The organism is Bartonella sp. AP331QHHD (genome assembly GCF_042195905.1).
In the GTDB taxonomy this organism is placed as follows: Bacteria; Pseudomonadota; Alphaproteobacteria; order Rhizobiales; family Rhizobiaceae; genus Bartonella.
Genome location: NZ_JBHIPG010000034.1, coordinates 1 through 12,083 on the forward strand (window position 1 = coordinate 1; position 12,083 = coordinate 12,083).

Annotated in this window: 12 protein-coding genes and 1 tRNA gene; 6 read left to right on the plus strand and 7 right to left on the minus strand. The window is 37.0% G+C overall.

All coding sequences use genetic code 11. The features are described 5' to 3' along the window. Positions 1–163 precede the first annotated feature (163 nt). Positions 164–240 (minus strand) — tRNA-Met (locus ACFIMS_RS04260). A gap of 164 nt (positions 241–404) precedes the next feature. Between ACFIMS_RS04260 and ACFIMS_RS04265 the strand changes: the two genes are divergently transcribed. After that, a complete protein-coding gene (locus ACFIMS_RS04265) occupies positions 405–1,361 on the plus strand; it encodes a Gfo/Idh/MocA family protein (RefSeq protein ID WP_375675649.1) in 957 nt (318 codons plus the stop codon). 49 nt (positions 1,362–1,410) lie between these two features. Beyond that, the gene (locus tag ACFIMS_RS04270; RefSeq protein ID WP_375696415.1) at positions 1,411–2,529 is read left to right on the plus strand and encodes a DegT/DnrJ/EryC1/StrS family aminotransferase; all 1,119 of its coding nucleotides are present in this window, start codon (positions 1,411–1,413) and stop codon (positions 2,527–2,529) included. A gap of 323 nt (positions 2,530–2,852) precedes the next feature. On the opposite strand, the gene ACFIMS_RS04275 is transcribed toward ACFIMS_RS04270, so the two are convergent. From ACFIMS_RS04275 to ACFIMS_RS04285, 3 genes are read right to left on the minus strand one after another with little or no spacing between them, the layout of a single operon-like run. Next, positions 2,853–3,119, minus strand: coding sequence for a hypothetical protein (locus ACFIMS_RS04275; protein WP_375611955.1), 267 nt, complete (start codon positions 3,117–3,119; stop codon positions 2,853–2,855). Further along, positions 3,109–3,495 (minus strand): hypothetical protein, encoded by a 387-nt coding sequence (locus ACFIMS_RS04280; RefSeq protein ID WP_375628774.1) that lies wholly within the window; start codon positions 3,493–3,495, stop codon positions 3,109–3,111. Before ACFIMS_RS04280 ends, ACFIMS_RS04275 begins: the two co-directional genes overlap by 11 nt. 27 nt (positions 3,496–3,522) lie before the next feature. Continuing rightward, positions 3,523–4,119 carry a DUF1134 domain-containing protein gene (locus ACFIMS_RS04285; protein WP_375613340.1) on the minus strand — a complete coding sequence of 199 codons (597 nt, stop codon included), beginning with the start codon at positions 4,117–4,119 and terminating at the stop codon, positions 3,523–3,525. 214 nt (positions 4,120–4,333) lie between these two features. On the opposite strand from ACFIMS_RS04285, the gene chpT reads away from it, so the two are divergent. Further along, complete coding sequence (gene chpT, locus ACFIMS_RS04290; protein ID WP_375632317.1) at positions 4,334–4,972, plus strand: histidine phosphotransferase ChpT; 639 nt, start codon at positions 4,334–4,336, stop codon at positions 4,970–4,972. A gap of 223 nt (positions 4,973–5,195) precedes the next feature. Here chpT and ctrA read toward each other — a convergent pair whose 3' ends face one another. Beyond that, a complete protein-coding gene (ctrA, locus tag ACFIMS_RS04295) occupies positions 5,196–5,897 on the minus strand; it encodes a response regulator transcription factor CtrA (RefSeq protein ID WP_273790819.1) in 702 nt (233 codons plus the stop codon). 563 nt (positions 5,898–6,460) lie between these two features. On the opposite strand from ctrA, the gene ACFIMS_RS04300 reads away from it, so the two are divergent. Then, positions 6,461–6,847 carry a flagellar export protein FliJ gene (locus tag ACFIMS_RS04300; protein ID WP_375606932.1) on the plus strand — a complete coding sequence of 129 codons (387 nt, stop codon included), beginning with the start codon at positions 6,461–6,463 and terminating at the stop codon, positions 6,845–6,847. 139 nt (positions 6,848–6,986) lie between these two features. On the opposite strand, the gene ACFIMS_RS04305 is transcribed toward ACFIMS_RS04300, so the two are convergent. Next, positions 6,987–7,262 carry a DUF1153 domain-containing protein gene (locus ACFIMS_RS04305; RefSeq protein ID WP_273790817.1) on the minus strand — a complete coding sequence of 92 codons (276 nt, stop codon included), beginning with the start codon at positions 7,260–7,262 and terminating at the stop codon, positions 6,987–6,989. Positions 7,263–7,652: 390 nt separating this feature from the next. On the opposite strand from ACFIMS_RS04305, the gene mnmA reads away from it, so the two are divergent. Then, on the plus strand, positions 7,653–8,876 hold the full coding sequence (gene mnmA, locus ACFIMS_RS04310) for a tRNA 2-thiouridine(34) synthase MnmA (RefSeq protein WP_375628779.1): 1,224 nt from the start codon (positions 7,653–7,655) through the stop codon (positions 8,874–8,876). A gap of 280 nt (positions 8,877–9,156) precedes the next feature. Here mnmA and ACFIMS_RS04315 read toward each other — a convergent pair whose 3' ends face one another. Further along, positions 9,157–9,966: a TrmH family RNA methyltransferase gene (locus ACFIMS_RS04315; RefSeq protein ID WP_375628781.1), complete on the minus strand. Its 810-nt coding sequence runs from the start codon at positions 9,964–9,966 to the stop codon at positions 9,157–9,159. Between the two features lie 765 nt (positions 9,967–10,731). On the opposite strand from ACFIMS_RS04315, the gene ACFIMS_RS04320 reads away from it, so the two are divergent. Beyond that, positions 10,732–11,640, plus strand: coding sequence for a cation diffusion facilitator family transporter (locus ACFIMS_RS04320; protein WP_375668332.1), 909 nt, complete (start codon positions 10,732–10,734; stop codon positions 11,638–11,640). Positions 11,641–12,083: the final 443 nt, after the last annotated feature.

Consider the following 12,083-nt stretch of genomic DNA (forward strand, 5'->3'; position numbering starts at 1 on the left):
CAAGGGAAAAGAGGCTTTAAATGATCTTTGAAAGGCCTTTGAAGACCCTTTGAGAACCCCTTAAAAACTCTTTGAAAAAAAATAAATTGGTACAAAACCTAGTGTCAAAATATACAAAACCCGCTGGCAAGCTACAGACAAGCTACACACAATAAAAAAGCAATGGTAGCGGAGGAGGGATTTGAACCCCCGACACAAGGATTATGATTCCTCTGCTCTAACCTACTGAGCTACTCCGCCAAAATAAGCAATCATAATTGTCAATAATTACATCTTTTGCGGATATAAGGGGTAGAATAGTAAGATGTCAAGCGTCGTTTTTAAGCTTTTCTCTTGTCATTCTATTTTATCCTCGATATGTAAAAGTGTAATTTTCATATGATAAAGTAAGGTAAGGCATGAAAATGGTGCCACGTGTAGCGGTTTTAGGATGCGGTCATTGGGGTGAAAATCATATACGGACACTCCACTCTCTCGGGGCTTTAGCAGCAGTTTCTGATATTGATAATGATCGTGCTGCTAGTTTTGCAACACTGTATGGTGTAGAGGTTGTTACACCAGATGATCTTTTTACTCATCGAGATATTGATGCGCTGGTATTAGCGTTGCCGCCACAATTGCATACGCAAAATGTGCTCCGTGCTGTTAAAAATGGTAAAGATGTTTTGGTGGAAAAACCAATAGCCTTGAATGTTTCTGATGCTAAACGCCAAGTTCAGGAGGCTGAGGCCTATGAGCGAGTTTTTATGGTGGGCCATATTTTGCGTTTTCATCCAGCTTTTGAAAAAATGTGTGAATTGGTGAAAAACGGAGATGTGGGAGATGTGCGATATATTTATTCTCATAGATTAGGCTTTGGAAAATTTCACACACACAGTGATGCTTTATGGGATCTTGCCCCTCATGATCTTTCAATGATTTTGGCGTTGACAGGATGTGAACCTTCCGAAATTCGTGGTGAGGGCGCTGCTGTCGTTGATCAGATTTCTGATTTTTCTCATATTCATATGACTTTTCCAAATGGTGTGCGTAGTCATCTTTTTACTTCACGCTTGAGTTCTTATCGTGAGAGGCGTTTAATTGTTGTTGGAACAAAGGCTATACTCGTTTTTGATGATATGGAACCGTGGAGTCGTAAATTGGCAATGCACCATTTTGCCGTTTGGAAAGAAAATCAAGAGTGGGCTTTTAGCATGGATGAGCTGAATTACATTGATGTTTGTGAAGATTTGCCGCTTACTTGCGAATTACGGCATTTCCTTCATTGTATTGAAACGCGTCAATCACCTCGTACAAATGGTGATGATGCTATTGCGGTTTTACGGATTTTAACAGCTGCTGATATCAATTATGATAGATAAAAGAGATAGGTAGCGCTTTTGCATTCTTGTGATGATCAATGGAGTTAATATGCAATTCATCGACCTTGGGGCGCAGCGTGCGCGTATTGAAGATAAAATTAATTCTGCAATTGCGCATGTAGTCGCTAGTGGTAAGTATATTTTGGGGCCAAAAGTAACGGAATTTGAAGAGAAGTTGGCAGAATATCTTGGCGTTAAACATGTGATTGCATGTGCTAATGGAACAGATGCTTTGAAGATGCCTCTTATGGCTAAAAATATTGGTCCAGGGGATGCTGTTTTTTGTCCTAGTTTTACGTTTTCTGCAACGGCTGAAGTGGTTGCTTTGGTGGGGGCTAAACCTGTTTTTGTTGATGTTTTACCTGATACATTCAATATTGATGTTGAAAAACTTTCTCATGCAATTGAAATGGTAAAAAAAGAAGGACGTCTAAAGCCAAAAGCTCTTATTGCTGTTGATTTGTTTGGGCTGCCTGCTGACTATGTGCAAATTGCTCAAGTAGCAGCAAAGGAAAATCTTTTTGTGATTGAAGATGCTGCACAATCTATGGGCGGAAGAAGCGGTAATACTATGTGTGGTGCTTTTGGGGATGTAGCGGCCACAAGTTTTTATCCTGCAAAACCATTAGGATGTTATGGTGATGGAGGCGCTATGATGACCAATGATGATCATTTTGCAGAACTTTTACGCTCTATTTTGTTTCATGGTAAAGGTGAAACGCAATATGACAATGTACGTATTGGTATGAATTCGCGCCTAGATAGCATTCAGGCTGCAATTTTACTAGAAAAGTTTGCGATTTTTGAAGATGAAATGGAAAAGCGTGTGGAAATTGCTCAACGCTATTCCAATGGCTTAAGAGATATTGTTACAGTTCCAGAAATAGGAGAAAATATTCGTTCTGCTTATGCACAATATACGATTAAGGTAAAAGAACGGGATAAATTAAAAGATTTTTTACAAAAAAATTCTATCCCTACAATGATTTATTATAAAACTCCTTTACATCAACAGCCAGCTTATAAACACTTCCCTTATGTAAAAGATTCCCTTTCTGTTTCAGAGTCTTTAGGAGAGTGTGTTTTAAGTTTACCAATGCATCCTTACTTGACACAAACGGATCAGGATATGATTATCAAAAAAATAAGAGATTTTTATCACTCTTGAGAGCGTGTTTTTATCCTTAAAATTATGGTCAAAGCTTTATTGGTGATCCATCTTAGAAGGTATTTTTTGTTAGAGTGTGTGGCCAATGTTTGGGTATTATTTCCTTTCTAGGACCTGTGAAATGTTGTCCTTTAGAGCGGTGATATGATTAGAAAGTGAAGCTTCTAGACAAGAAGATATTTTTTAACAGAACGGTATGGGCTAAGAAACTTTGTCCTTTAGCTTAGCAAAAAAGTCACGTTTAGTAAAAGGATTTGGGTTATGAAAGTTACAATGAACCTTTGTTGATTTTACTCTTCATTTAAGGTGTTTTAAAAGATAACTTATTTAACAGGGCTTTTGGAGAGAAAAGTTATTTTTTGGCGAATACGTGATGCTAGGTCATTTTTGCTTTTGGATTTTTGAATCAATGTGTTGATGGGTGATGTATTCCCCTCTTGTAGCGCTATTTGAGCTGCCAATGTTGCTGCAAGTTCTTTTGTTTCTTCTCGGAGTTCTTCTAGCAATTGGTGGTTAGCGGTCGTGTCCAGCTCATGAGTTTGGATTTTTTGTAAGCGTTGCTGATAGTGTGCGACTTTTTCACGCATCATTTGTCTTTCCTTTGGAAGTGTATAGTGTGGCGATATTTTGTTTGATTGCTATCGCTTCTTTGGTGAGAGTATCTTTTGTGGGGAGGCATAGCCGATAAAATTGTTCTGTTACTTGGCTCAGTTGTATTTTTTGTTGGACATATTTTTTTTGCAAAAATTCGTACTTTTGTTGGTTGTTTGCTAATTCTACAGCATGTTGTGCACGAAGAAAATCGTGATTTGCTTCTATTTCCGCGAGTGATAATGGCATTTTCGCACAAACATCTTTATACGCAAAATGAACGGCTTTACGCCAAATAAAAGGAGATAAAAGCACCAGTAACCAGGAAGTGAAAGCAACTCCAAGTATAAAAAAAAGAAATGATTGAATAAGCATAATACCCCTTTTCAAATAAGAAACCGTTTAAAACGGATTCCATGTCGGTCTATGTGTTAATTTTAAATATCCTATATTGATACCAAGGCGTGCGCCGACTCCTGTACGTATTGGGATTAACAAGGTATTGTGGTATTTTAGGACATGAAAACCAACACCTGCAATTAAATAGGCCGAACCTGAAATACCACCATAGCGTCTCCATAAATTATTTATGCCATTAAGATTGTAAACTAAGATCATTAAACGGGAGCCTTGGCCGCCAAAATCCCATCCTACTGAGGGACCTTGCCAAAAAACTTTATGTTGACCATAGCTTTTGGTAAAAACCATTCCTTCGCCATAGGTTAATCCAGCAAAAAAGGCACCAGAAGCTTCTTCTCCTAAAATATAGGCATTGGGATAACCGTATTTTGAAAAAATATTTTGAATTGCAACAGCCAGACCACTGGCTGTTTTTCCAAAAAAAATATGACCAGAATCAATAATTTCTTGGAGTGAATAATGAGGTTCGTTTTGCTCTATTGGTTTTAGTCGAGCTTGTGTAGTGTTTATGGTGATGAATAAAAGGAAGATTAAAGATATAATATTTTTGTACCAGTATTTGAGCAGAGAGAGAGCCATGGAGTTTTCTCCTTTTATTAGTGATAAACAAAAAGATAATATTAGAATTTTCATTCTATTCAAATAAAAAATAAGATATAAGGTTATTTAAATTCTTGAATTTATTTCTGAATTTTTTAGCATGATTGTTAATGTTTCCTATTATGCATCAGATGTTAAGAGTTTTTCTTTAAAATAAAGTTTGTTTTTTTGAATCTAGGAGTTTTCAATCATTATGACGTTAGATATTTCTTTGAAGCCTATGGATCTTGCTGCTTTGCTTTGTAGTCGTATTTGCCATGATTTGATTTCACCTGTGGGGGCTATTCAAAATGCAATGGAGCTTTATGATGAAGGAGGAGCTGAAGAAGATGCTTTACAATTGGTGCGTTTATCCGTTGCGAGTGCTGCTGCACGTCTACAATTTGCGCGATTGGCTTTTGGTTTTGCTGGTGCAAGTGGAGGACAAATAGATACACGGACTGCAGAGCAGGTTGCTCAACAATATATGAAAGAAGAAAAAGCAACTTTAAAATGGCAAGCTTCTTCTTTATTGTTAGAAAAAGATGAAGTTAAACTTTTGCTTAATTTATTATTGATTGCAAACGCAACAGTTTCTCGTGGTGGTGAAATTGTTGTTATGATTTTGCAAGAAGAAAATAAACGTTCTTTTCGATTTGAGGTTTTCGGTAGAACTCTCCGTATACCCCCTCATTTTCTTGCGTTATTTCGTGGAGAAGTTCAAGAAGAGCTTATTGATGCACATGTCATCCAATTTTATTACACAATGTTACTTGCTCAGATGACAGAGATGAAAATAAATATTGATGAAAGTGATGGTTGTATTGTTTTAGAAAGTGTAAAAAAGCTTTGAATAAGAGAGAAGCGCTTAAGCTGTGTTGGGAAAAGTGGTTTCGATTGAACTTATGAGCGATAAGGTTATATGTGTAAATTGGGTGTGGTTACTTCTTAAGCTTTAAGCGCTTTCTATATGAGATTTTTAGTGCGCGAGTTCTCTACTTTTAATAGAGAAAAGATCTCGGGAAAAAATCTCGGCCCGCTACACTCCGAGATTTTACAATGTGCATGTTCACTGCTTAAGCGGTTTTTCGTACGTTCTCTTCAACTGGATCACGTAATACATAACCACGTCCCCAAACTGTATCAATGTAATTTACACTGGAAGAGACTGCTTCCAATTTTTTCCGCAATTTACAAATAAAAACATCGATAATCTTTAGTTCTGGTTCATCCATTCCACCATAGAGATGATTGAGAAACATTTCCTTGGTAAGGGTGGTACCTTTGCGTAAAGAGAGAAGCTCTAACATTTGGTATTCTTTACCGGTTAAGTGAACAGGGCGCCCTGCAACTTCGACAGTTTTTGTGTCAAGGTTAACGGTGAGATCTCCGGTAACAATAACCGATTGTGCATGTCCTTTTGAACGACGAACAACTGCATGGATACGTGCAATGAGCTCATCCTTATGAAAAGGCTTCGTCATATAGTCGTCTGCTCCAAAGCCAAAACCACGAACCTTATCTTCAATGGCATTCATACCAGAGAGGATTAGGACAGGAGTTTTTATTTTTGCCAACCTTAGAGTCCGCAAGACATCATACCCTGACATGTCAGGCAAATTCAGATCAAGCAAAATGATATCATAATCATAGAGTTTTCCTAAATCGATACCTTCTTCACCCAGATCAGTGATATAAACATTAAAGTTAGCCGACTTTAACATCAACTCAATGCTTTGAGTAACTGCTCTATCATCTTCAATTAATAATACGCGCATTTTAGATCCCTCACTTTGCTCCTTCACGAATCATAAGGAGCATTTCTATTTTATATCAGTTAGCAAAACCACTGTTATAAAAACAATTCATTAAATCAAACACTTATAACAAAGCGTTTATGAACATTTCAGTAGTACGCGTAACAATCACTACTAAATTCCCCACTATCCATGATAGTGGTTAACAAAATATTTTTATTTTTGAAAGAGGCTACAAAATTATTTTAGAAAAATCCTATATTTTTTAACATAATAAAAAAGGAGGGCTTTTTCTATAAACTTTAACTTAAAAAAATTTGTAAAAGAGCTTTATAAATTACTTTTTTACAATTTCAGTGTTTATTTACTGAGCTTTAAACCTCTTCAGTTTATAATGGGGGAAAAGTTAAAGAAATAGTTATTGCTCTTTAAAGCAGATTGTATTTTCAGATGCTTTAATGCAAGGCAAAAATTATTATAATTTCAAGTTAATAGACTGTTTTTGTCGGATAGATATATAACTAAAAGATATTTATTGGGTGTGAATGCGAGTTTTGAGTTGGCGCAATCAAGGAGTAGTGAGTATGAAGCCACGAGAAAATATGGTGCGATTGAGGATGTTTCAAGTGCGTGGAAAGCGCCGTGAAATTGCACAGCTTGAGATGATGATCGCAGAATTTGAACGAATGGTGTTAGAGTTGGAAGCACAGATTACTCATGAAGAACGTAAATCTGGAAACAATGATGTTCACCATTTTGCTTATTCTGCTTTTGCGCGTGCAGCGCGGCAAAGACGTGATAATCTGATCAATTCAATTCGTGATTTAGAACTTCAAAAAACAAATGCTGAAATTGCTCTCCATGAAGCTAATACAGAGCTGCAACGTGCACAGCTTTTGGAAGCACGAGAAAAGAAGATTGCTGCGGATGATAAGGATATTTTGATTCAATCTAATTCAATGGTTGGCTAATTTAATGGCTGGATGATAAAAGCAATTATTGAAAAATCCATTCTTTCAGGTTTATCTTTTGGATATAGTATAAAACAGCCAAACTTTTATCAAGTTTGGCTGTTTTATAGATTGCTTTATGTTATTAATCAATGGCAACTTAATGCCTGTAGTGTTGAATCTTGGTCGTTCGTAATCCCGCTAAACCGTGTTCATCGATTAAACTTTGCCATGAAAGAAATTCTTCTACAGTCAAAGTATAACGGTGGCACGCTTCGTCAAGACTTAACAATCCACCTCTGACAGCCGCAACAACTTCAGCTTTGCGACGAATCACCCAGCGCCGTGTTGTTTGCGGCGGTAGGTCGGCAATTGTAAGCGGACTTCCATCTGGCCCAATAACATATTTCATTTGTGTTTTTATCAAGTTGCTCATTCGTATCCTCTACCTTTAGTCAAGGACTTGATTCGTTTATAGAGCATGAAATTTAAAAAAGAGCTAAAAGCGCTGAAAGAAAAAATTAATAAAGTGATTGGGTATGTAAAAAGAAGCTCAAGTTGAAGTGTGTAGAAGAGATTCTTGCAATATTTTACCGGATTTTTCAAAAGAGAAAAAAGGTTTTCTCCTAAACGATTACCATTATGCCTTATTTCCATCATTCTTTTTTTGTTTGCAGCAGCTTTTAAGAAAGTAATGCCTATGGTTGTGGAAAGGATAAAAAAATAATATAAAGACAATCAATCGTGTAAAAGTGCTAAAGAGCGTGCATCAGAATGTCAACATATGGCTAGCCATTAAACAGAGCATTAAATAGAGAATGAATACATGTTTTTAAACAGTCTTGATTTACCAGGACAACCTGAGGATTCTCGCATTGTTGTTGCAATGTCGGGGGGGGTTGATTCATCGGTTGTTGCAGGTCTTTTGAAAAAGGAAGGGTATAATGTTATTGGCATTACGTTGCAGCTTTATGATCATGGGGAAGCAACGCATCGGGTGGGGGCGTGTTGCGCAGGACAAGATATTGAGGATGCACGCCGCGTTGCAGAAACACTAGGAATACCGCATTATGTTCTTGATTATGAAAAGCGCTTTCGCGAAGCTGTTATTGATCCTTTTGCAGAAAGTTATGCTCATGGAGAGACCCCAGTACCATGTATTGCATGTAATCAAACGGTTAAGTTTGCTGATTTATTAACAACGGCACGCGAATTGGGAGCAGATGCTTTGGCTACGGGACATTATATTCGTTCGCGTTCCCACGGAGCGCATCGAGCACTCTTTCGTCCTCTCGATAATGATCGTGATCAGAGTTATTTTCTCTTTGCAACGACACAAGAACAGATTGATTATTTGCGTTTTCCACTTGGTGACCTTCCAAAAGCCCGCGTTCGTGAAATGGCAGCAGAAATGGGCTTTGTGGTTGCCAATAAGCATGATAGTCAGGATATTTGTTTTGTTCCACAAGGAAAATATTCAGATGTTATCGCAAAACTGCGTCCAGAAGCAGCTAATCCTGGCGTTATTGTCCATATTGATGGAAAGATTTTAGGTAAACATTCGGGAATTGTTAATTATACGGTTGGTCAACGTCGTGGTATTGGGGTATCAACGGGTGAAGCGCTTTATGTGGTTTATCTCGATGTGGAAAATGCACGTGTTATTGTTGGACCGCGTGAAATGTTAGAAACGCATAAGCTTTTTTTACGTGATGTGAATTGGCTTGGTGATGAGTCGTTAGATAATTTCCCTTCTCAAGGTATTGAGGTGGCTGTAAAGGTGCGTTCAACGCGTCCTCCTCACCTTGCGCGCTTACATTATAAAGAAGGTATTTTTTCCGTTGATTTATTGGAATGTGAAAATGGTGTGGCACCAGGGCAAGCTTGCGTTCTTTATGATGGAAATGGTCATGAGGCGCGTATTCTTGGGGGAGGATTTGTAACACATTCAGAACGTGCAGCCGATACTGAAATGATGTTGAAGCGCGTTTTATGTAATCTCGAAACAAAAGATTCTGTTTCCTCAGAACTAAAAACAACAGCTTTATAAAGCATAGTAAATTGATTTATAATGATATTTTTTAATCTTAAACTTGAATGAGAGACTTCCGGAAGATTTTCTCATTGAAAGTTTGTTTTATGATTGAATCCATCAAAATTATATCTTTTACACGTCATAAGCGGGGTTAGGGTGTGGAAAGTGATGATAAAGAAAATGTAAAAATGTTTTTTATCAATGCTTTCAAAGGCTAGGGAACGGCAATATTATTGGAGACTGATAGATAACATACAACATTGGGTATGTTTTATAACTTGAAGTGTTATCATCTTTAGTGGTCAAAGTTGGTAAAATGAGCAAGTGCAATACCTGAGGCTGTGGCAACATTAAGGCTGTCAAAACCGTCAGTCATGGGAATACGTAAGGTGTTTGATTGTTGTAGTATATGGGGTGGTAAGCCATCGCCTTCTGTTCCAAAAATAAGTGCCATTCTTTTGGTTTTGTTGGCTTGCTTGAGAGTGTGTGAGGCAGAAGGGGAGAGTGCATAAAGATGAAAGTTTTCATCGTTTAGAGCAGCTATAATGTCATCTATATCAGCGTTTTGCGTATAGGGTACTTTTAAAGCAGCGCCGGCAGACACTCTTATTGATTTGCGATAAAGTGGATCGCATGAGGTTTTGTCGACAATAATGCCATTACTGGCAAAGGCTGCTGCATTACGAAAAATTGATCCCATATTATCGTGATTCGAGATACCACATAAAACAAGAATCAAAGCTTTTTCTGGAAGATGTTGTAAAAAACTTTGTAAGGGTGGCAGTATTTTGCGTTTACCAATACCCAGAACACCACGATGAACATGGAAGCCGGTGATATTATCCATAACTTTTTGTGGAACGCAATAAATGGGACATAGAGGCTGTGTTTTTTCTAAAAGCGGTAGAAGTCCAGAGAGACGGTTTGCTACGATGAGCAGTGAGATGGCAGAAAACTCTTTCGAATGTAGTAATGCGGACAATGTTACTTTGCCTTCAGCAATAAATTGATGTTGCCGTCCAACAAGATCTTTTTCACGGATATTATGATAGGCTTTTAGGCGTGGATCATCTGTTTCATTGATTGTTATGATATTCAAATGCATGCGAGATTTTTAGTGCTTTTTTCTTATGATTTCCAGATGTTAGAATTTGTTTTATTTAAAAAGAAGAGATAAAAAAATATTTTTTAAAACTTATGGTAGAATTTATGTTGACAATATACAACCATAGGTATAATGTAAAAATACTGATACGGAATCATATATTTTTCTTGTATCGGGTGCAGTGTCTTGGGTCCCCGCTATTTCCCAAGTTCTGTATGCCCTTAATTTCTAAGGGAAAAGAATCTGGGTCCCCAATGCCCAGATTCTTTTTTTTGAGGGTAATCATTGTTATTCTTTTTATATCTAAATTTTTTAGTAAATCATATTTTAAAATCCAGTTGACCTGTAAAGTTACCGTAGAGTGCTAAGATATTTTTTCTAAGGTGCAAAGATGGCTTATAGATGGGTTATAATGCACATCATAAGACTGAAAAATAATGCATGATCATGATAGATTTGAGCAAAAACAAGTTTTTCGTTTATGAGAAGTGAGATGGCTTTAAGTTATTCAGAAAACGATTAATAATGAAGGTTATGTGTTTGATTGCTCTTGGGAAAACTCTTCTTTCTATTATTTTCTCTCTTCTTTATTTATTGGTGCTGTTCGTGTAACTGAGCAGTTTTTACGATAATAATGGTGAGCTGAGGCGTTTATTGTATGATGAAGCTTCTGTAATATTGAGGAAAGATCGTCGTTATGCCAAAAGTATAATGATATGGTTGAAAATATTAATTCCCTATTTCGTGAAGAAAAGGATGAGGTTCATGGATGTAAAAATCAATATACAAAGCTTAACTTTATACTCTATTTTTATTGCGTGTATTGTTTTTGCTTTGAAATATTGGGCATATCACATCACAGGTTCGGTTGCACTTTATTCTGATGCATTGGAATCAATCGTTAATATTCTTGCGTCATTAGCAGCATGGTGGGCTGTTAAAGTGAGTATGAAGCCAGCAGATCATGATCATCCCTTTGGGCATCATAAAGCGGAATATTTTTCCGCAATTCTTGAAGGGGTACTCATTATTATTGCGGCAATTGTTATTTTAAGAGAAGCATGGATAGCTCTTTCTACCGTTAAATTGTTGCAGAAGCCTGGAATATGGCTTGCTATTCATCTTATTGCAACTGTCATAAACTGTATGTGGGGAATGGTTCTTATTGGACAGGGAAAACTCCATCGCTCACCGGCTCTTAAAGCTGATGGAGTACATTTTATAACTGATGTTTTTACGTCGCTTGCAATTTTAATTGGTTTGATTGCTGGTTTTGTCGGAGGATGGGGAGCTTTAGATCCAATTTTAGCGATAATCGTTGCCGTTAATATTCTCTTACAGGGCTGGAAGGTGATTAGAAGTGCTGTTCAGGGATTAATGGATGTTGGCGTTGAATTGAATGAAAGCATGCGGATTCGGGAGCTGATTTCTGCAAATGCATCGGGTGCGCTTGAGGTCCATGATTTACGGACGCGTGTTGCTGGGAGGGTTACTTTTATAGAGTTTCATTTGGTTGTGCCTGCTGTAATGCAGGTAGGAGAAGCACATAAAATTTGTGATAAAATCGAAGCTGTTCTTCAAAAAGAATTTGATAATGTGCGTATTTCTATTCATGTCGAGCCTGAAGATGAGGCAAAATTGCCTCCCGGTACAACGGTGATCCCTTTTATATAAAAAGATTTTTTCAAATTGTCTGTTATGTTATAAGGGCTGTTTTTTTATGATGGGGTGATTCATACCTCTCGAAAATACAATGATGCTCTTTTGTTGATTTAATTTTTGCATCAATCAAGTATACAAGGTTAAACAGAGTATTTAAGGCAAGATTTATTCTATTTCGTTAAAACACTGTCATTTAAGGTGTGGTGAGATAAGGCATATAAAATTTGATCTATTAAGTGTTTTTAGAGTATGGAGTAAATATTCAAAATAGGACTTGCCGGTGTATTCTTTTGTAAGTGAATCTCATGAAATGGTTAGCAGCTTAAATCCATTTAAGAAAACGGATCGTTTACAGACTGTCGGGAGTAGATGTTTTGTTTCTTAGGGCGAAGAGGAGTGAAGCCTTCGTAATAAGTTTTAATGAGATTTAATTATAAATTTTATATAAAAGTTAT